Below are 19567 nucleotides of genomic sequence, written 5' to 3'. Positions count from 1 at the left end.
CTCAAGTAGACCACATATCGGGATATCGCGATATCGGAGTAAGCTTCGAGGGTGGCTGACGAACTGGACCCCGCGGAGCTCGCAGCAGTGTTCGGTGCGCTGAGCAACCCCGCGAGATTGGCGATCATGCAGTGGCTCAAGGACCCGAGCGATTTTCCGCCGCAGCTCGAGCCGGCCGAAGATGTGGGAGTGTGCCTCAAGCACATTCAGTCGAGGGCGGGCGTGTCTCAATCCACCGCCTCGCAGTACATGGCCGTGCTGCAACGCGCGCAGCTGGTGACAAGCACCAAGATCGGTCCCTGGGTGCACTACAAACGCAACGACGCATTCCTCGACCGATTTGCCGAAACGATCAAGTCGGATCTGTGAAGTTGTCGATCGCCTGATCGATCGAGCTGCTGTCCTGGTGCACGGCTCGCGCCCGGTCCCGCAGGGCGCGCCGGTCGGTTGCACGTGCGATGGCGCTCAGGTCGATGCGTTGCAACAGCTTCTTCGTCACCGGTCGTTTGCTGTCCCAGAATGCCAGTGCAGCAATGAGATCCGTGGCCTCCTGGCCGGTCAACAGTGCATGGGCGACCGCGCACGCCGCTGGGTCCTCGAACGGCAGGAGATAGGTGGCATCGTCGAACACCGCAGGTCTGCCGTCGTAGGGGCCGACCAGCCTGAACTGCGGAACCTTGTGGAACCCGGAGATCGCGATCTTGTACGGAGAAAACGTGTACGGTCCGACACCGAAGATGCAAAACCGGGCGCGACTTCGGTAGATCGACGACTTTCGGCCGTCGAGAGCTGTCGCGTTGTCGGTCAGGTACTTCCACAGCTTCGGCGCGCTGTCCGCCAACTGCGAGGTGTCGTCACCGGTATGCGACTGCGGCACGACCATCCACCGCGACACCTCGGTGAGCTTGCCGCGGTAGACATCGGTGCACTTGAACAGCGGAAACAGGAACTCGCTCTCGACGTCCACCGAGGCTCCGAGTTTGGTTCGTGGACCGTCGTTCTCGGTCAGTTCCATGACGGCAGACGCGTCGTGTTTGATGCCCTGCCGCCACATCAGTGAACTGATGCCATCGAACTGCTTGCTTCGCTCGTAGGCGTCGACATCCGCGACGAGCTGTCCGTCTACCACTCCGATTCTGGTGCTGGGGTGCAGTGCATCCATGCTCGGATACACCTGCGCGGTGTGGTCGGTTGCGCCGGTTCCGAGTTCGACCACGAACCAACAGGCATCCACTCCGGCGTCGAACCACTTCTTGGCGTCGATGGGGCGCAGACTCGAACCGGTGATCGGAAGGCCGTGCCGAGCGCAGTGCAACAGGATGTTTCGCGCTACCTGGGTCTTGCAGATCATCGCAACGGTGACCGGGCGATCTGCGAACTCGGTGAGCAACTTGATCCAAATGAATTCTGCGATGTCGAAATTGGAGCTTCCGGTGATCGCATCGATTCCGCGCGCGTTCTCGGTGTTCGCACGAGCCGGTCTGTTGCTGGAGCCCAGAACCGAGAGCTGAGAATTGGTCACCCATGGTGGGTTGCCGATGACGAGAGTAGGGCCGGGCGCGGATGTCCATGCGATGTCGCGTGCAAGGTCGAAATCGAAAATCGAGGCAGTGATCACTCTGCCGAATGTCGATGCTGCCGTGGCGTACTCGGGTTGCACCTCGATTCCGACACGTTCTGCATCGGGATGGCGCTCCCCGATGGCAGACAGGAAGTTCCCGACACCGCACGTGGGTTCGAGGACGCGGGTCCACGCCCTTCGAGGCAGGGTGCTCACCAACGCACGTGCCAACTCGATCGGGGTCTGGAAGTCCCCGAACTCGTTGTTGGGCATCGGTGCCTCCGGCAGTGGTGCGGACAATTGCCTTCCGTAGCGCCGGAGCGGAGCGACCCGGAGCCACGGCACCACACCGATGCCGGAGGCACTAATGTGGACTTCGATGAAGCTTTCGCGTGCGGCCCTGCTGCTGTCAACTCTGGTGTTCATCGCTGCTCTGATCTGGGTCGCCGTCACCGCGGGGGATCGAGTTCCCGCGCACTTCGACGGATCCGGTCAGGTCGATCGCATGGAGTCGAAGCTGTCCTTCCTGCTCACGATGGGCGGCATCGGATTTGCGACGATCGGGCTGTTCGCGAGCATCGGTTGGTGGTTGCCCAAGGTTCCGGCGTCCATGGTGAATCTGCCGAGTCGAAGGATGCACGAGTACTGGACTGCCGCCGAGAATCGACCGGAGCTGAACCGGAAGATGGCCGAGGATCTCGACTGGATCGGCGCGGCAACGGCATTGCTCTTCGCCTGGATCACCGGCGTTGCGGGCGCGACCACAGGCGACTCCGTCAGCGTCTGGGTTCTCGCGGTACCGACGGCGCTGTTCGTGCTGGCCATTCTGGGATACGTGGTGTTCGTCGTCAAAGGTGGCCGGTACCGCGTTCCGAAGGACTGATTCAGGGGAGTGGTTGCAGCATCGCCAGTTTGGTGCCCGACTGCACCAGATAGCTGCCATCGGCGGCGTCGACCAGCATCTCGAAGCTCATCGATTCGTCGTCAGGAAACATCATCGACGTCGACGCAGTCCACCCGGTCTCACCGGTGGTCACGTCGACCGCCGACAGATCCGTGCCGGCCGAGGTCAGCACCAGATCACCGTCGCGCCCGATGATGCTGCCGTTCAGCCCGGCCTGCCACAGATGCTCGCCGTTTCGCAGATCGAGCGCTGTGGTGCCGTTGGATGCCTGCAGCAACCCGACGTGGCCGATGACGTACTTCAGAGTGGCGTACGTGCGGGGCTCGTTGAGTTCGTCTCCGGGAAAGTCATAGGACAAGGCGTCGTCGCGCCACAGTTGCTCACCTGTGGTGCGATCGAAGGCCGTATCGCCGAGAACGATCGGGATCGACGTGTCGGTGGGCTCGTCCAGCGAAGGCTGTTGTACGACAGGACTGTCCGACCGTGCGAGGACCGTGCCGTCCAGACGGAAGGCGACCGACCCTTTCGATTCGAACTCGTACCTTCGCAATCTTGCACCGCTGCAATGGCCAGGTCGCCTGCGGTGCGTCCCACGGCTCCGAGGCAATCCTCGAGGCTGTCCGTCTTCCAGAGTTGTCGGCCGGTCGCGGCGTCGAACGTGGAGAAACCGCCCCCGACGTCGAAGGTTCCGATGTCGTCACCGACCTTCAGTGCGGTGGCGTAGTCGTCTTCCCAACCGGCCCACGCGTGCAGCGGAACCGCCCACTCTGCGCTCGGATTCTCCAGCGTTCCGCGGTGCAGCAGAACATCGTTACCCTCGAGGTCGCCCGATGTCGTGTACACGCGATCGTTTGCGACGGTGACGGCGAAAAGATCGAGATCAGTAGGGTAGTTTCGCGATTCGCCGGTAGCCGGATCGAAGGTGACGTAGCCGGGAGTCTCACCCCAGGTGGGCTGGTGGCAGACCAGCTGTCCATCGAGCGGCTCGTCGGCGCACGCCGCTAGGTCCGGGGCCGGGGTCTTCCACAGAACCGTGCCGTCCGTGGTGTCGATTCCGACCATTACTGCCTCGTCGTTGCCGGATTCCGAGGACACCACGGCCAGTGTGAGAGCTGTACCGCCGATCACGATCGAACCGAGACCCCATGCATACATGGAACCGGTGCGTGGAGAGGCGAAGGTAGCTCCTTCGAGCCCCATGTCCGCCGCGTCGACGGCCCACGCCAACCCTGGCGCTTCGTCCGAGGAGTCGGTGATCTTCTTGATGGTCGTCGATCGGTCCTGCGCAACAACGGCTACCGCAGCACCGACCGACAGCGTCGTGACGACCGCCGCAACGACCAATTTCGTCGTCTCGTTCCATCGCGTCATGGAAGGTCCAATCCTGGTGTGTTCGCCAGGTTGTCGAGCAATGCTGGATCCGCCATCGGTCGGTCCGTCGACACCGCGATCTCGAGCCCTGACGGCGTGACGACGGAGACCGAGGCCCCCGTCCCGTACTCGTTCGGTGACAGAAGCTGGGGTTCCGCCATTGTCGTCGAATCGGATTCGATGTCAGGAGTGGCCCGAGTAACGCTGATCGTAAGTTTCCCGGCAGTGCTGTTCACCGTCTGACAGAGCCCGGAACCGAATTCACTGGTGTGCAGTGCGCCGAGGGGTGGAGTCGGTGCCAGTGCTGCCACGTCGGCTCGGCGTAAGGCGTCGTTGAGCGTTCGAGTCTCATCGCGGGAGAACGACGCCGTCGGTGAGTCGTCCCAGCCGCCGTAGCAGTCGGTGACATTGCCAGGTGTTCCGTCAGGGACGGGAGCAGTGATTCTGAGCGCAGGATCGGTGGCTATTCGGACCAAGTCGTCGAGCGTCAGTGTCAACGTGTCCGGGTCGTTCCCGCCCGAGACGGAGGCAGAGACGACAGTGTTGTCCGGGGTATACGCGGTGGCCGTCCGGGAGTAGGACCGCTGACCGTTGGTTTCGCGCCACGTATCGTCGGCGTCCAGCACCGTTCCGTCCGAAAGATTCAGTCGCTCGTCCACTTGTCCTGCCACACACGGTGGTGGTTCGGCCGAGTCTGCCGGGCCGACAGAAACACTGAGATAGTCGGACCCGCCACCCGCGGCCAGTGGGGCGGATGCATGCGCCGAGTCGAGGACGAAATCCTGAGATTCGTCCGACGCGGGTATCGGGCCGAAGTACAAGGACCTTGTCGATGAGATCTCGGCGGGAAGCGCTGCCATCAACGCCTCGGACATGAGGTGAGCTCTGGGTCCGTCGTACCAGGGGGCGGCTGGATTGTCGTACGACTCGTCGCCCATCGTGGTGATGCCGAAGTACGAGGGTTCGCTCGGAGGCTCGACGGTATCGCACCCCGGGATGCTCGCCGACATGTCGACTTCCGGGGTGACCACCACGTACTCAGGTTGCGGGGGCTCCGGAACGGGAGTCGCCGATGTTGTTGGAAGGGAAGTCAATTCGGGCTCTTCGGCTGGAGCGGTCAATCCCGCTGCGACCACGCCGAGTGCCACGATCGACGTCAGGACGAGTGTGGTCAGCAGCGCAGAATGATTGCGTTCGGTGGGCTGCGTGTCCTCGTCCATGGCCCTCGCTCCGTTCGTCACCATTGCGACGAACGTCGCGCAATATTCATACCATTCGTTTTGCTAATCGAGGTGGGTGTGGCAGGCAGACGAGATCCTCACTGCGCCCGACCGGTTCGCCGACGGAATCCAGCGGGACCCGATGGCACGCGGTCGATGCTCAGCGCGCAATGAGTCCGTCGAGGAGGAGTTCACCGACGAACGTCGCGTTGTCCTGCGGGCTGTTCTGTCGTCGGGTGAAACACCGCATCAGCAGCGTGTTGGTGATGCCTGCCGCGAGATCGACTGGGCTCGAGCTCTTTCGGAAGATGCCGGTGTCCTGCCCTCGTGCGATGACCGGTGCGATGATTGCCGGCAGGTTGAGCTTTTCCTTGATCGAGATCAGTCCCTCCGGTTCGCCGTAAGTGTCGTGTGCGACGGCGACGAGGAGAGCGTCCATGAATTCGAGTTCGTCGGAGGCGAGTTGCGCGCACCGCAGCATGTGATTCTGCAGAATCGTGAGCTCGTCGAGGCCGAGCAGTCGGTCGTCGGCCACCGACTCACGAAGACGATCGACCCGGCTCTGCAGTGCCGCAACGATGACGGACGGCTTGGTCGGAAACAGAGTCTTGCACGCTGCCCTCGGCACTCCGGCGATATCGGCGACGTCGTCCATACGCGTCATGAAGTACCCACGCTTACCGAACTCGTCGCGCGCCGCGGTGACGATCGCGGCACGCGGATCGCGAGGAAGCGGCCGCTCCTCGACCGGTGTTCCGACATCCCGCACGACGTCGTCGAGGTGCTGATGATGTCCGGACGTGTCGACGACGGCCCCGAGGAAGGCCAGCACCGCGTCGGACATCACATCGGGAGATACGGAGGAGGCGTCCACCTGACTGCGGATGCGAAAACCGTCGACGACAGCATTGACTGTCATGGCGAACGATCGGGCCGTGAAGGGACGGCGAAAGGCTCCACCGTCGGGATCGAACAGTGCCTCGAATGCCTCGAGTACGGCATCGTCTCGAACGCGGTAGCTTCCGGCGAGGGCCCCGGAAGTCGGCCCGCTGAAAACAAGATCGAGAAGAGACTCGGTGATGCTCCTCCGGTCGACGATCGCCGGGAAGTAACGCGCAACGAGCGCAGTCACCGTCGCGCGAATCGATGCACCGCTGTCCGTCATCTGGGTGCGAACAGTCTCGTGAACGTCGGTGGGTGGAGGAGTTCGAGACAAATGTTCGACGACCGTGGCGAGAAAGTCGGATTTGGTGCTGAACTTGCGGAAGAACGTTGCCGTCGACGAGTCGGCCTCGTGAACGACGTCTTCGATACGTAATCCGCGTTCGAGAATCTTCTGCGGATGGGTGACCAACAATGTGACACCCGCCTCGACGAAGTGGGCGGCGGTCGCGTCGAGCTCGGTCATAGTGGCGGACTTTACCGAGGTGAGGCCCACTGTGACGGCGCAGGTGACAGTGTTCACTGTCGGGTGAGAGCAACCTCGGTCATTCCTCGGAGTGACGCAGCGGAGCGAGTGCTGTGTCATTGGCCGTGTCAGCGCCACCGGGACAGCGGTGACGCCCGAAAACGAGGATCTTCATGACAGTGCTCGACATCCGCATCGGCGATGCCCCCGACCCACGGCTCAGCGCTCGTGAAATCGAGGTTCTCACCGCATGGCTCATCTCGGATTCCAAAGCGGAGGCATCGCGCTCGCTCTATCTCTCGATGGGAACCGTCAACACACACCTGACTCGCATCAGAGCGAAGTACACGGCAGTGGGACGAACGGCGCCGACCAAAGCGACGTTGCTGGTGCGTGCGCTGCAGGACGGGTTCATCGACATCGACGATCTGTGAGCAGTCACTGCACCTCGACGCGGCGGGACCGCACCTTCTTGACCACGAACCAGCCGATCAGCGCGACCACGATGCCGATGACGACGTACTGGAACACCGACGCGTAGCTCTCCACGTAGTGCCAGTTCTCGCCGAGGAAATAGCCGGCAAGCACGAAGATCGAGTTCCAGATCAGGCTGCCGAGGGTGGTGTACAGCAGGAATTGCAGAACCGGCATCCGGGAGACTCCGGCCGGGATGGATATGCCCGAACGGACCATCGGGATCATGCGGCCGAAGAACACCGCCGACCGTCCGTGGCGGGCGAACCAATCCTCGGCCTTGGTCAGATCGTCGGTTCCGACGAAGGGCATCCGATCGACGATGGCGTACATCCGGTCGCGCCCGAGTTTGACGCCGAGCCAGTACAGAACCAGTGCGCCGAGTACCGATCCGGCCGTCGTCCAGAACAGCGCACTCAGCAGAGTCATCCCGCCCTGGGATGCGGTGAAGCCCGCCAGCGGCAGGATGATCTCGCTCGGCAGCGGCGGGAAGAAGTTCTCGGCGGCCACCGCAATTCCTGCGCCGGGGCCACCGATGGCCTCCATCAGACTCACTGCCCATCCGGCGATCCCTCCGAGGTCGCTGTCGGCTGCGGCAAGGGAGGAGGAGGCACTCATGACTACGACAGTACGAAACTGATGGGCCTGAAATCTGCTCACCAGGCGAAATGCTCGGAGATTGAGACATATGGAACACTCGACGGTGTGAACCGAGTCTCCCGAGTAGCCCCCGCTGTTGCCGTCGCCACACTGTTTCTGAGTGCCTGCGGGTCCTCGGACTCGCCCGATCCGGCACCGGCCACGACGAGCAATTCGTCCACGCCTGCGTCGACATCTCCGAATTCGAGCTCGGCGACGGTCTACAACCTGCCCGGCAGTGGAGTGTTCCCCGAGGGCATCACGGCCGCGGACGACACGTTCTATGTGACGTCCACATCCGATGGCGCGGTGTTCCGCGGAACCGTCGGCTCCCCGGACGTCTCGGTGTTCCTGCCCGGCGGCGCGGACGGACGCACCGCGGCTGCCGGAATCGACGTGACCGACGACGACGATCGCGCCGACTACTTGGTGATCGCCGGTGGGGCCACCGGCAAGGTGTGGGTGTACGACGCCGATTCCGGCGATCTGATCGGCACGTTCACCAACGGTCTCGGCACCGATGCGACATTCCTCAACGACGTCGCCATTGCCGACAACGGTGATGCCTACATCACGGACTCACGCAGCCCGGCGTTGTACCGCATTCCCGTCGAGCAGATGACGGCCGGAACGCAGGACGCTCCGTTGGAGACGTTCGTGAGCTTCGACGGCACTCCGTTCGCGTACGGGGAGGGCTTCAACGCGAACGGCATCGTCGAGAACGACGACGAATCGGCGTTGATCGTCGTGCAGTCCAGTACCGGCAACCTCTATCGAATCGACAAGACCTCGAAAGAGGTCACCCAGGTGGACCTCGGCGGCGCGACCCTGACCAACGGCGACGGCCTCGAAATGGACGACGACACCTTGTATGTCGTCCGCAATCGTGACGGGCTCATCGCCAAGGTCGACCTCGATGACGACGGCAGAACCGGCGCAGTCACCGGTGAGATCACCGATGCATCGTTCGCCTACCCGACAACCGTTGTGGCAGTGGACGATCGACTGCTCGTGGTCAACAGTCAGTTCGACAAGCGTGGGGGAGAGCCCGTCGAGCCGTTCACCGTCAGCTCCGTTCCCGAGTAGAGCGGCTGCGCCGCAGGTGCACGGAAACTCGTAGCAGGGGTCGAGGTTCCACGCACCACGATCACTCGGCGACGATGGCGTCGATCTGACCGATCGCCGACGCCATGCCCTCCTCCATGCCCATCGCGACGAGTTCTTCGAGCTGGCTCAGGCTGTCGAATAGCGACCGGATGGTCATGCGCGTTCTGCCGTCGACGTCCTCGAGTGTTACCACGGCGTGCGTAACGGGCAGCGTCGACGACGGGTTGCCGGAATCGTCGGCGAACCCGTCGTCGAAGGACAGCGTGGTCGGAGCTGAAATATCGGTGAAAAGCCACCAGCCGGCAGCCTTTTCGCCGTCGGGACCGGACATGTAATACGACGCCTTGCCGCCCGGAACGAATTCGTGGGATACGAATGTCGCGGGCCATGTCGGCGGACCCCACCACCGTTCGAGCTTGCGGGGGTCCTCCCAGATCTGCCAGACGCGTTCGACTTTCGCGTCGAACTCCGCGACCACGGTCATGGTCAAGTTCTCTGCATCCTTGTGTGAGCTGATGAACGGCATGATTCAGCCTTTCTCGTCCTGGGAAAGAAGTTCGTCGATCCTCCCGACGCGATCTCGCCAGATTTCTTCGTATCCGTCGAGCAAGGCGCGGGCTCGGGCGATGGTCTCCAATCGAACTCGCACGATCTGCTCCCTGCCGCGCCTCTGTTTCGTGATCACCGCAGCGCGTTCGAGAACTGCGACGTGTTTCTGGACGGCGGCGAAACTCATGGCGTAGTGAGAAGCCAACTCAGAGACCGACTGCTCGCCGACAGTGACCTTCGCGACGATGTCACGACGCGTCGTGTCAGCGAATGCCTGGAAAAGGCGATCGATGCTGACGTCATCCAGCTGATCTACAACCATGTGGTTGTACGTTATTCGACGCTACAGCCTCGGTCAAGGGATGTAGATCGGTTCTTCGGGCAACATGGAGTGTGGACGGCGATCGACGTCGTCCCGGAGGGTGGAGACAACGTGCAGATTCGACCGGCCAGGATCGGCGCTCTGTTGATCGTGTTGGGTGCGCTGGTGGTGCTGGTTCTCGATCTATCCACCGCTTTGCAGACGCCCTCGCACTTGCGTCGCACGATCAGCGAATACGGACTCGGCGCGCAGCAGTGGGTGTTCTCGATCGGGGTGGTCCTGCTTGCGTTCGGCTCGGCACTCACTCTCGCGTCCGCACTTCGGCATCGACTCACCCGGCCCACATCGGCCGCGTCTATCTGCCTGACCCTGTGGACCGTGGGGCTCGTGGCCGTCGTCGCGGTGCCGAAGCAGGATTGGTCCAACGACGCGTCGCTGAGCGTCGGCGGGACGATTCACCGACTCGGTGCGGCCGTGGCGTTCGTCAGCATCCCGGTAGCCGTCTTTCTCTTCTCCCGTCCTTGGATTCGTGACGCCGTGTGGGCGGCTCGGGCCCGGATCACGCTGGGACTGAGCATGCTCTCGGTCGTGACGCTGCTGCCCATCGTTTACGCACTGGTCGCCGGTGCCACCGGCCCCCGGCCCTGGTACCGGGTGGTCACCCTCGGTTACGTGGAGCGAGTGCTCGTCGTCGCCGAAGTGATCGCGCTGATATCGCTGGCCCTGTGGGTGTGGGCGGCGGAACGTAGGAGTGTTCACTCGGTCGAGTCGCAGGAGATCAAGGCCTCGCAGCGCGTATAGGGAACCGATCGGGTGCCCGTCGCGTCCAACCTCTCAGTGACGTCTGTGTCGAGAGGTTGAACGAATGCGGGTAGTGAGTGGGAGTCGGCTCGCGGCGGTGTGTGCTTCGGCCCTGGTGTTGGCGGGTTGCACGGGCGCGACGCAGGGGAGTCCCGTCGCAAACGGGGACGCCTCGACGGAATCGACGACGGTGGGGGCCCCGGAGCCATTCGACCCCTGCACCATCCCGAAATCTGCAGTGACCGCAAGTGGGTTGGACGTCAGCACCGAGCGACCGGACTTCGCGGGCATCACGACGTACCCCGGCTGGAAGAACTGCACCTGGGACGCCTCCGGGACCAACCCCTGGTACTACCTCTCAGTCATGTCGTCCATCAACTCGATCGACGAATACTTGCGTAGCCCGCAGAACGAGCGGCAGCTTCCTATCCAGGTCGGCTCGCGTGCCGCAGTGCGCTACAACGCTGACTACCAGGGAGATCCACCGACTGGATGCGACATTGTGCTCGATGTGAGTGGAAATCTGATCATCTTCGCCTTGGACAGGATCGGATTGGAAGACGTTTTGGGGGACCCTTGCGCCGAGGTCCACAGACACGCCACCGAGCTCCAGAGCTTCCTGCCGGCCTGAGAAGAGGACTCAATGATCGACGAATCCGAACGACTCGAGAAGAACTTGACCCACTGGCGGTCGCTACGACAGCAAGCATCGGACGGCGCACTTCACGTCGAAGCGGACATGGCGCGCGAGTGCGACAACGTATGCGCCAATTACCTCGACGATTTGTACAGAATGCTCGAAATGACGCTCAGACTATCGAAGCTCGAAGCATTCGGTGAGCTGCCCTCAGCCCAGATGCTCGGGGCAAAGTTTCATCGTCTGGCAGTTGGGGAGGAGGGCTCAGCCCGCTTCGCGATTACACGGCAGATCGAGATCATCAAGACGATGCGGGAGTTCTTTCAACACTATTTCGCCAGTGTCGAGGCGACGGATACCGCGACTGCGGCCACCGTAGAGGCGCTCTCCCCGCCGAGATAGACGAAAAATCCCGACGACCCAGTTGCTCGGTCGTCGGGATCGATCGCTCGAACCACCCTGCTAGCGGGCCAGTTCCACTTCCGCTTCCTCGTCGACGAAGGGATCGCCGTTCCGCGGAGCGTTGTAGCGCTCGAGGTCGAGAATTCCCTCGCGCTTGGCAACGATGGTCGGCACCAATGCCTGACCGGTGACGTTGACTGCTGTGCGACCCATGTCCACGATCGGCTCCACTGCGAGCAGCAGACCGACGCCGGCCAACGGCAATCCGAGGGTCGACAGCGTGAGGGTGAGCATCACCGTCGCACCTGTTGTTCCCGCCGTTGCTGCAGAACCGACCACGGATACCACGATGATCAGCAGGTAGTCGGTGATGGTCAGATCGATGCCGTAGAACTGAGCGACGAACAGTGCCGCAATCGCGGGATAGATTGCCGCGCAACCGTCCATCTTGGTGGTTGCCCCGAGAGGTACCGCGAACGACGCGTACTCCCGCGGCACTCCGAGGTTACGTTCGGTGACGCGTTCGGTGAGGGGCAGGGTTCCGATCGACGAACGCGAGACGAAGCCCAGCTGGGTGGCAGGCCACACTCCCGAGTAGAAGTTGCGTACCGAAAGTCCATGTGCGCGAACGATCACCGGGTACACCACGAAGAACACCACAGCCAGACCGACGTAGATCGACACGGTGAAGACGCCGAGCGAGCCGATGGCATCCCAGCCGTAGGTCGCCACCGCGTTGCCGATGAGTGCGGCGGTGCCGATCGGTGCGAGGCGAATGATCCACCACAGAACCTTCTGCACGATGGCCAACAGCGACGCGTTGAACGCGAGGAACGGCTCGGCCTTCTTGCCGACTTTGAGCGCTGCGATACCGATGGCAGCGGCAATCACCAGCAACTGCAAGATGTTGAAGCTCAATGATGTGGTTGCGGTGCCGCTCTCGGCGACAGTGGTTTTCGCGCCGAGTGCGAGAAAGTTGTTCGGTACCAGTCCGGTGAGGAACGACCACCACGACCCGACACTCGACGGATCGCCCGCCGAATCGGCACCTGCGCTGGTACGCGAACCGGGCTGCGCGACCAACCCGATCACGATGCCGATGATGACGGCGATGAATGCCGTGATGGCGAACCACCACAGCGTCTGAATCGCCAGACGGGCGGCATTGGTGACTTCGCGCAGGTTGGCGATCGAACTGACAATTGCGGTGAACACCAGCGGGATCACCGCGACGGTGAGCAGCTTGACGTAGCTCGAACCGATCGTCGACAGAGTGCCGACCAACCAGTTCTCGTTGCCGTCTGCAGCATCGGGCATAGACCGGGCGATGAGTCCCAATACGACACCGAGGACGAGACCGGCAACGATCTGTGGACCGAACGCGGTTGCCCAGGTAGGGACACGGCGCGTTCGGGTAGCGCTGGGCGCAGACATGGATATGCCTTTCGAAAAGGAGAGGTGTCGCCGAGGATGGACGACAGAAATACTCGCCGGCCGATCGGCCGAGCGGAGGGGATGCGGTCTAGAGAACCGTCAACAGGTAGCGCTGGCTTGCAGACGCAAGTCGACGTAGCGTCGAGAGGTCAGCAGCGGATTCACTGATCGAACGGTACTCCGTGTCCGAACAGTGCAATCAAGCAGGGGCGGGCTCTGAGGGATCACTGTGGAATCGGTATGGGTGCGCCTCGGCGACGCTCGGACTTCGTATTGGTGGGTTAGCTTGAGGTTTCTTCCCACCGACGAAACGAGATCATGAGTACCGTATCGAAGCCCCGAGGATTGGCCGGGCGACTCGTTCGTGCCTTCTGCGCGGTGGTCGCAGCTCTGGTGGCCATCGTTCTGGCATCGGCCGGTTGGGTGGCATACACGACGGCGGGGAAGGTCTACGACGTCGAGGATGCGCCGGACGCACCGGTGGCCATCGTCCTCGGTGCGCAGGTGCGCGACGGCAAGCCAATGCGATTTCTCTCCGGACGTCTCGACACTGCGATTGCGTTGATGGCGGCGGGGAAGATCAAGGCAATTCTGGTTTCCGGTGATGCAGACGGTAACTCGGGCAACGAGATTCAAGCGATGACCGACTATCTGATCGAGCACGGAATCGATCCTGCGGTGATCATCGGAGACGATCACGGCATCGACACCTACGACACCTGCGCGCGGGCGAAAGAGACCTTCGGGGTGGAACGCGGACTGATCATCAGTCAACCCCTCCATGTATCGCGAGCAGTAGCGTTGTGCGAGGACATGGACCTCGACGTCGATGGGGTCACGGCGGAGTGCATCGACTGCAATACCCTTGCGGTGGTGCGCAATTACGCGCGAGAGTTGTTGGCGCGCCCCAAGGCGGTATTGGATCTGTGGTCGGGTCGCGATCCCGTGGTGGTGTCGCCGCCCGTCGATTCTCTCGCGAACGTCACGAACCGATGAGTGTGCCCGATGGTGACGTCCTGATCCCGACCGTCGTTCGAGAGTTGGCGGGACCCGAAGATGTCGAGCCGGTGTGGTCGAATGAATTGGGCGGGTTGACGTTTCGTCTCGGAGAGGCGCGGTACGTCAAATGGGCGCCGGCTGAAACCTCGATAGATCTGGAGGAGGAGGCGCGACGTCTGAAGTGGGTGATTCGGTACAGCCCGGTGCCGAAGGTTCTCGAGAGCGGTTCGGACGGCTCGGGTTCCTGGATGATGACCGAGGCCCTGCCGTGGGAGAACGCGGTAGCAGACAGCTGGTTCGCAGATCCGGCACGTGCGGTTCGCGCGGCGGCGACCGGCCTTCGGGCGTTTCACGATGCAGTCCCCGTCGCGCAATGCCCGTTCGACTGGTCGGTGCGTACCCGCGTCGGCGATCGCGGGTTGCCGGTCGATTCTCCGCCGATCGACAAGCTCGTCGTATGCCACGGCGACGCCTGCATGCCGAACACACTGATCGCAGACGACGGATCCTGGGCAGCACACGTCGACATGGGCACGATGGGCGTTGCCGACCGTTGGGCAGACCTGGCACCAGCGATCTGGAGCACCGAGTACAACTACGGCCGCGACTTCAGCGCGACGTTCCTGTCCGCGTACGGCGTCGACCTCGACCGTGAGCGCCTGGACTACTACCTGTGGTTGTGGGAATCGACCTGACACGGCGGTGATTACTACTGTGAAAGAACAGCTTTCAGGAACCGCTGCGTCCGCTCCTGCTGGGGGTTGCTGAAGATGTCCGCAGGCGGTCCCTCTTCGAGGATCTTGCCCTCGTCGAAGACGAGTACGCGATCTGCCACGTCCCGAGCGAAACCCATTTCGTGCGTCACGATGAGCATCGTGATGTCGGTGGTCTCGGCAATGGTGCGCAGCACGTCGAGCACATCGGCGACGAGTTCCGGGTCGAGTGCCGAGGTCACCTCGTCGAGCAGCAGGATGTCCGGATCCATTGCCAACGCCCGGGCGATCGCGACTCGCTGCTGCTGCCCACCGGACAGCTTGGTGGGGTGGGCATTCTCCTTGTCCGCCAACCCCACCGTCTGCAGCAACTCCCGCGCCCGCTCGGTGGCCTCGGCCTTGCTCTTGCCGAGTACGTGAATCGGAGCTTCGGTGATGTTCTGCAGCACCGTCATGTTGGGAAACAAGTTGAATTGTTGGAAGACCATGCCGATGCGGGTACGCACTTTCCGGAGGTGCTTCTCCGACGCGACGACGAGCTTGTCGCCCTTGCGCTGATGCGTCAGCGGCTCGTCCTCGATCCAGATGACACCGTCGTTGACCTTCTCGATGGTCATCAACAAACGCAGAATTGTGGTCTTGCCGGAGCCACTCGGCCCGATCAACGCGACGCGTTCGCCGCGGCGAACCTGGAAATCGAGATGATCGAGTACGACGTGGTCGCCGAACTGCTTGACCACCTTGTCGAATTTGATCATCGGCAGGGTGCCCGAATCGTCAGTAGGCAAGGGACTTCTCCAGTCTTCTGATGAGGATCGATGTCGGGTAGCTCGCCAACAGGAAGATGACGCCGGCCAACGTGATCGGCTCGAGGTATTGGAACGTGCTTGCGCCGTACTGCTGCGCCGCGGTGACCATCTCGACGACGGTGATCGCGAACAGGAACGGGGTGTCCTTGAACATCGAGATCGCATAGTTGCCCAGCGCGGGCGTGGTGCTGCGCACGGCCTGCGGGAGGACCACCGCACGCCACGTTCTGCTGCTCGGGAGCGACAAAGCGCGCGCAGCTTCCCACTGCCCTGACGGCACGGCGTCGATTCCGGCGCGGTACACCTCTGCCATGTAGGTCGAGTAGTGGATGCCGAGGACGGCAATGCCGATCTGCAATGCCGAGAACTGCGGAAGCAGGTAGTACGCGAACAACAGTTGCACGATGAGCGGTGTCAGACGGATGAACTCGGTGACCATGCGCAACGGAACGGTGACGAACTTCGGCCCCGAGTGCCGTACGACGGCGATCACGAGACCCAGTGCCGCAGCGAGGACGAATCCGAGCACGGTGGCCAGCAAGGTGACCTTGAAGCCTTCGAGCAAGAAGGGCAGGGAATCCCCTGCGCGTTCCCAACTCCAGTCGACGCTCATCGACCCACCCCCACGTTCTGATCGACACGTTCGGGTTTGAGCCGCAGTACTTCACGCATCGACGGCCCGGATCCCAAGCGGCCCTTGGCTCGCACCTCGAGCAGGTTCATGAAGAGGGTGAGGATGTAGGCGATGACGAAATAGATGACAAGTCCGACGCCGAAGGCGAACAGCGTGTCGCCGGTGGTGCGTCGTAGCTGGGTGATCTGGTACGTGAGGTCCTGCAGCAGAACGAAACTGGCAAGTGCGCTGCCTTTGAGCAGCTGAATGAGGAGATTGGTCAGCGGCGGAATCATCTGCACCCACGCCTGGGGGAACACGACGCGGTGCAGTCGTTGCCAGGGGGAGAAGTTCAGCGCCAACGCGGCTTCCCACTGCGGCTTCGCGACTGCGGCAATGGATCCGCGCACGACCTCGGCACCGTAGGCACCGTAATTGAGACCGAGCGCGAGGATTCCGCAGAACATGGGTTCGAGCTGAAAACCCAACAGCGGCAACACGTAGAACAGCCAGAACAGCTGCACGAGGAGTGAGGTGCCACGGAAGAACTCGACGACGAACCGAGCGGGGGCACGCACGTACATGTGCCGGTTTCCGGCTGCCAAGCCCAGGAGCAGTGCCAGGGCGAAGGCGAGAACGGCTCCGCCCAGGGTCAGATATACGGTCGTGAGGATGCCTTCCTGGATTCGCGGCCACGAATCCAGGAAGGTCTCGATGTTCTCGTTCACTGGCGTTCAGCCTGCAACAGCGATCAGCCCTCGCAGAGCATGGCGGTGGTCAGGTTCGGATCCGGCAGCTCCTCGGCGGTGAAGCCGAACTCCCCGACGATGTCGAGATATGCGTCGGTGTTCGAGGTGATCTTCGCGAGCTCCTCGTTGTACGCGGCCAAGAGCTCCTGATCGTCGGTGCGGAACACAGTGGCACCGGCCCCCACCTGCGGTTCCCCGTCGATCTCGGCGACGAAGGACTCGGTGACGTCCACAGGCGCGTCCGGGTTGTTGGTCTTCATCCAGTTCAGCGAGATGGCCGTCAGGGCGAAGACGTCGGCGCGACCGGAGGTGACGGCGTCCATTCCGTCCTGCGGTGCGGCGACCTGCTGGCTCGAAATGCCCAGTGCCTCTGCGTAATCGGACTCGATAGCGCCGGTCATCGTGGACAACCGGAGGCCACTGTCTGCGACCGACTGCATGTCGGTCAAACCGGCCGGGTTACCTGTCGGAACCATCAGGGCGGTCGTGTAGTTGAACTCGGGATCGCCGAAGGCGGCCTGCTCGCAGCGTTGCGGAAGGATCGACATTCCGGCGCTGACGACGTCGAATCGATTGGCCTGCAGGCCCGGGATGAGTGCGCCGAAGTCGGCATTGACACCCTCGACGGTGTCGATACCGAGGTTGCCGAAGATCTCGCGGTGCAAAGCGATTGTTGCGCCGGTCAATTCGCCGTTCTCCTCGAAGCTGTACGGCGCTTCACCGGCAACTCCGACGGTGATGGTGCCGGCATCGCGCAGTGACTGCAGGCGATCGGCACCGTCGTCGGTGTTGGTGGAGGTACATCCCGCGAGGCTGCCTGCAACGAGTGCGGCACCGGCGAGGGTAGTGAAGATCTTCTTCGTCGAGCCTGTGTTCAGCACACTGTGTGCCATGCGTGGGGCCTTCCGGTTCTTGACTGCTCGAAAACCGGACCTGCGCCGATGTGCCGGGAGCGATACGTACAACACTTCGGCCGGACCGGTTGCAGTCTTGTGTACTGCCTGGGGATTTCTTTGTCCGAACTTGAACGTAGCACGGCGATTTGCCCAATTCGGTGTGAATGACCAGCACACAGCGTTGCCGGAATTGCCGAATCGTCATAAATCGCCACCACAGAGCGCGATTTCGCGGCGACGAGAACAAAAGGGTAACGATGCGCCGTTCGATCGAGATCCGGATCGAAACACGCTGACGCTAGAGTGAGCGCGCCCGGTTCGACGACTCAGCGGACCCGTTTTTTCAGGAGAAGTGAACGCTTGAGCTGGATCCGCTTGAACGACGTCGCCAAGGGATACGACCAGAAGGTGATGTTGCGCGAGGTGTTCTTTCGTCTCGCTGACGGCGATCGCATCGGTCTGATCGGCCACAACGGCACGGGCAAGACCACCCTGCTGCAGCTTCTTCTCGGGCGTGAGACGCCCGATTCCGGAACCGTCGATGTCACCGAGGGTGCACGAATCGGGTACTTCTCGCAGTTCTCGGAACTCGACGGCGATCGCAGCATCCAAGCGGAGCTCGAATCGCTGTTCGTCGCTGTCCACGCGATCGAGGTCGAGTTGGCCGAAGTCGAGGCAGCACTCGGCGGTGATCTCGACGAGAAGCAGATGTACAAGCTCGTCGATCGGCAAGCCGAACTGCTCGACGCCATGGAGAACAGCGGCGGTTGGACCTACCATCAGCAGATCGACACTGTGCTGTCGATGCTCGGATTCAACGCCGAACGACGTGCGCTCCCCGTCGATCGCTTGTCCGGTGGTTGGCGCAACCGCGCAGCGCTGGCCAAGATTCTGATCGAGGCACCGGACGTTCTGCTGCTCGACGAGCCGACCAACTTCCTCGACGTTGCCGGAATCGCCTGGCTCGAACGGTGGCTACGCGACTTCCGCGGTGCGCTCCTCGTCGTCTCGCACGACCGCGCGTTTCTCGAGCAGGTCGTCACCAGCATCGTCGAAATCGAGAACCATCACCTGCAGACGTACGACGGAAGCTACTCGGAATACGTTCAGCAGAAGCAGTTCAGACTCAAGAACCTCGAACGTGAGTTCAGCAACGAACAGCAATTGCTGGCCTACGAGCAGGAAGCGATCAGCGATCGCAAGGAAGCGGTGAAGAACCCCAGCGGGGTGCTCAAGCGGCGGCTGGCGAACATCAAGAAGAGCAAGAGTCCGCGCCCGGTCGACACGGTGGTCACTGCGATCTACGGCGGACTGCACGTGCACGACAACCTGGCCGAGATCAGTGGAATCTCCAAAAGCTATGGCGAGCAACGACTTTTCGAGAACATCTCGTTCACCGTGCACCGCGGCGACCGCATCGCTATCACCGGACCCAACGGATGTGGAAAGACCACTCTGGTGGACATCCTCGTCGGTGCCGAGCAACCGGACGACGGCAAGATCAAATGGAAGACCAAGGCTCCGTCGTTCATCTACTACAACCAGGTGCTGGCCGATCTCGATCTCGACGACACCGTGTCGCACTCGGTCAACGCAATGCCGGGCAGTCTCGCACTCACGGCAACGAAGAAGGAAGTGCACCGCTTCCTGACGCTGCTGCAGTTCTCCGAGCTGGATCTCAAGTCGAAGATCGGAGTTCTGTCCGGAGGCCAGAAAGCGCGCGTTGCCCTGGCTCAGTGCCTACTGTTCGGCGCAGGCGTCATCGTGCTCGACGAGCCCACCAACCATCTCGACCTGCAGAGCACTCAGGTACTCGAACGCGCCTTGATGGCGTTTCCCGGTGCGGTGATTCTGGTGAGTCACGACAGGTTCTTCGTCGAGAAGGTGGCCTTTCGGCAGTTGTCGTTCGATGGCAAGGGCGGCGTCACCGAAATCGCCGGTGTGCAGATGGCGTGACCT

23 protein-coding genes are annotated in these 19567 nt (G+C 62.2%); 10 read left to right on the top strand and 13 right to left on the bottom strand.

Annotated features, from left to right (window positions below; all coding sequences use genetic code 11):
- Positions 1-51 precede the first annotated feature (51 nt).
- Positions 52-369: an ArsR/SmtB family transcription factor gene (locus QM590_RS14480; RefSeq protein WP_068046973.1), complete on the top strand. Its 318-nt coding sequence runs from the start codon at positions 52-54 to the stop codon at positions 367-369.
- Here QM590_RS14480 and QM590_RS14475 read toward each other — a convergent pair.
- Positions 353-1861, bottom strand: coding sequence for an SAM-dependent methyltransferase (locus QM590_RS14475; protein WP_269595420.1), 1509 nt, complete (start codon positions 1859-1861; stop codon positions 353-355). The two genes, QM590_RS14480 and QM590_RS14475, sit on opposite strands and share 17 nt — an antisense overlap.
- Positions 1862-1940: 79 nt before the next feature.
- Here QM590_RS14475 and QM590_RS14470 point away from each other — a divergent pair, with 79 nt between their 5' ends.
- The gene (locus QM590_RS14470) at positions 1941-2444 is read left to right on the top strand and encodes a DUF1648 domain-containing protein (RefSeq protein WP_269595421.1); all 504 of its coding nucleotides are present in this window, start codon (positions 1941-1943) and stop codon (positions 2442-2444) included.
- A gap of 1 nt (position 2445) precedes the next feature.
- Here the strand turns inward: QM590_RS14470 and QM590_RS14465 are convergent, their stop codons facing one another.
- From QM590_RS14465 to QM590_RS14450, 4 genes are all read right to left on the bottom strand, one after another.
- Positions 2446-2823: an outer membrane protein assembly factor BamB family protein gene (locus tag QM590_RS14465; protein ID WP_269595422.1), complete on the bottom strand. Its 378-nt coding sequence runs from the start codon at positions 2821-2823 to the stop codon at positions 2446-2448.
- Positions 2766-3836 carry a hypothetical protein gene (locus QM590_RS14460; protein WP_269595423.1) on the bottom strand — a complete coding sequence of 357 codons (1071 nt, stop codon included), beginning with the start codon at positions 3834-3836 and terminating at the stop codon, positions 2766-2768. Before QM590_RS14460 ends, QM590_RS14465 begins: the two co-directional genes overlap by 58 nt.
- Positions 3833-5056 carry a hypothetical protein gene (locus QM590_RS14455; protein WP_269595424.1) on the bottom strand — a complete coding sequence of 408 codons (1224 nt, stop codon included), beginning with the start codon at positions 5054-5056 and terminating at the stop codon, positions 3833-3835. The genes QM590_RS14460 and QM590_RS14455 overlap by 4 nt, the downstream gene beginning before the upstream one ends.
- Positions 5057-5216: 160 nt before the next feature.
- A complete protein-coding gene (locus QM590_RS14450) occupies positions 5217-6464 on the bottom strand; it encodes a TetR family transcriptional regulator C-terminal domain-containing protein (RefSeq protein WP_269595425.1) in 1248 nt (415 codons plus the stop codon).
- 173 nt (positions 6465-6637) lie between these two features.
- On the opposite strand from QM590_RS14450, the gene QM590_RS14445 reads away from it, so the two are divergent.
- The gene (locus tag QM590_RS14445) at positions 6638-6898 is read left to right on the top strand and encodes a LuxR C-terminal-related transcriptional regulator (protein ID WP_068046957.1); all 261 of its coding nucleotides are present in this window, start codon (positions 6638-6640) and stop codon (positions 6896-6898) included.
- A 4-nt stretch (positions 6899-6902) separates the two neighbouring features.
- Here QM590_RS14445 and QM590_RS14440 read toward each other — a convergent pair whose 3' ends face one another.
- Positions 6903-7556: a DedA family protein gene (locus QM590_RS14440; protein WP_094639994.1), complete on the bottom strand. Its 654-nt coding sequence runs from the start codon at positions 7554-7556 to the stop codon at positions 6903-6905.
- An 87-nt stretch (positions 7557-7643) separates the two neighbouring features.
- Between QM590_RS14440 and QM590_RS14435 the strand changes: the two genes are divergently transcribed.
- Positions 7644-8663, top strand: a complete 1020-nt coding sequence (locus tag QM590_RS14435; protein WP_269595426.1) for an SMP-30/gluconolactonase/LRE family protein — start codon at positions 7644-7646, stop codon at positions 8661-8663.
- Positions 8664-8724: 61 nt separating this feature from the next.
- Here the strand turns inward: QM590_RS14435 and QM590_RS14430 are convergent, their stop codons facing one another.
- Together QM590_RS14430 and QM590_RS14425 are read right to left on the bottom strand one after the other, a co-directional pair.
- On the bottom strand, positions 8725-9210 hold the full coding sequence (locus QM590_RS14430) for an SRPBCC family protein (protein ID WP_269595427.1): 486 nt from the start codon (positions 9208-9210) through the stop codon (positions 8725-8727).
- Between the two features lie 3 nt (positions 9211-9213).
- Positions 9214-9555 (bottom strand): ArsR/SmtB family transcription factor, encoded by a 342-nt coding sequence (locus QM590_RS14425; RefSeq protein ID WP_269595428.1) that lies wholly within the window; start codon positions 9553-9555, stop codon positions 9214-9216.
- A gap of 111 nt (positions 9556-9666) precedes the next feature.
- Between QM590_RS14425 and QM590_RS14420 the strand changes: the two genes are divergently transcribed.
- From QM590_RS14420 to QM590_RS14410, 3 genes are all read left to right on the top strand, one after another.
- The gene (locus QM590_RS14420) at positions 9667-10356 is read left to right on the top strand and encodes a DUF998 domain-containing protein (RefSeq protein ID WP_269595429.1); all 690 of its coding nucleotides are present in this window, start codon (positions 9667-9669) and stop codon (positions 10354-10356) included.
- A gap of 64 nt (positions 10357-10420) precedes the next feature.
- Positions 10421-10987 (top strand): DUF3558 domain-containing protein, encoded by a 567-nt coding sequence (locus QM590_RS14415; RefSeq protein WP_269595430.1) that lies wholly within the window; start codon positions 10421-10423, stop codon positions 10985-10987.
- 12 nt (positions 10988-10999) lie between these two features.
- A complete protein-coding gene (locus QM590_RS14410; RefSeq protein ID WP_269595431.1) occupies positions 11000-11395 on the top strand; it encodes a hypothetical protein in 396 nt (131 codons plus the stop codon).
- Between the two features lie 60 nt (positions 11396-11455).
- Here the strand turns inward: QM590_RS14410 and QM590_RS14405 are convergent, their stop codons facing one another.
- Positions 11456-12829: a dicarboxylate/amino acid:cation symporter gene (locus tag QM590_RS14405; RefSeq protein ID WP_269595432.1), complete on the bottom strand. Its 1374-nt coding sequence runs from the start codon at positions 12827-12829 to the stop codon at positions 11456-11458.
- 318 nt (positions 12830-13147) lie between these two features.
- Here QM590_RS14405 and QM590_RS14400 point away from each other — a divergent pair, with 318 nt between their 5' ends.
- Together QM590_RS14400 and QM590_RS14395 are read left to right on the top strand one after the other, a co-directional pair.
- Positions 13148-13825, top strand: a complete 678-nt coding sequence (locus QM590_RS14400) for a SanA/YdcF family protein (protein ID WP_269595433.1) — start codon at positions 13148-13150, stop codon at positions 13823-13825.
- Entirely contained in the window at positions 13822-14523 is a 702-nt protein-coding gene (locus QM590_RS14395) for an aminoglycoside 3'-phosphotransferase (RefSeq protein ID WP_269595434.1), read from the top strand. Before QM590_RS14400 ends, QM590_RS14395 begins: the two co-directional genes overlap by 4 nt.
- 14 nt (positions 14524-14537) lie before the next feature.
- On the opposite strand, the gene ehuA is transcribed toward QM590_RS14395, so the two are convergent.
- The 4 genes from ehuA to QM590_RS14375 are packed head-to-tail and all read right to left on the bottom strand — an operon-like array spanning position 14538 to position 17605.
- Positions 14538-15299, bottom strand: coding sequence for an ectoine/hydroxyectoine ABC transporter ATP-binding protein EhuA (ehuA, locus tag QM590_RS14390; RefSeq protein WP_269595467.1), 762 nt, complete (start codon positions 15297-15299; stop codon positions 14538-14540).
- Between the two features lie 19 nt (positions 15300-15318).
- On the bottom strand, positions 15319-15963 hold the full coding sequence (ehuD, locus tag QM590_RS14385) for an ectoine/hydroxyectoine ABC transporter permease subunit EhuD (RefSeq protein ID WP_269595435.1): 645 nt from the start codon (positions 15961-15963) through the stop codon (positions 15319-15321).
- Positions 15960-16691: an ectoine/hydroxyectoine ABC transporter permease subunit EhuC gene (gene ehuC / locus QM590_RS14380; RefSeq protein WP_269595436.1), complete on the bottom strand. Its 732-nt coding sequence runs from the start codon at positions 16689-16691 to the stop codon at positions 15960-15962. The genes ehuD and ehuC overlap by 4 nt, the downstream gene beginning before the upstream one ends.
- Before the next feature lie 23 nt (positions 16692-16714).
- Positions 16715-17605: a transporter substrate-binding domain-containing protein gene (locus QM590_RS14375; RefSeq protein ID WP_269595437.1), complete on the bottom strand. Its 891-nt coding sequence runs from the start codon at positions 17603-17605 to the stop codon at positions 16715-16717.
- A gap of 363 nt (positions 17606-17968) precedes the next feature.
- On the opposite strand from QM590_RS14375, the gene QM590_RS14370 reads away from it, so the two are divergent.
- Entirely contained in the window at positions 17969-19564 is a 1596-nt protein-coding gene (locus tag QM590_RS14370; protein ID WP_269595438.1) for an ABC-F family ATP-binding cassette domain-containing protein, read from the top strand.
- Positions 19565-19567: the final 3 nt, after the last annotated feature.

This window comes from Rhodococcus sp. IEGM 1372 (assembly GCF_030056835.1).
Lineage (GTDB): Bacteria > Actinomycetota > Actinomycetes > Mycobacteriales > Mycobacteriaceae > Rhodococcoides.
This window is presented reverse-complemented; position numbering and strand designations above follow the sequence as displayed.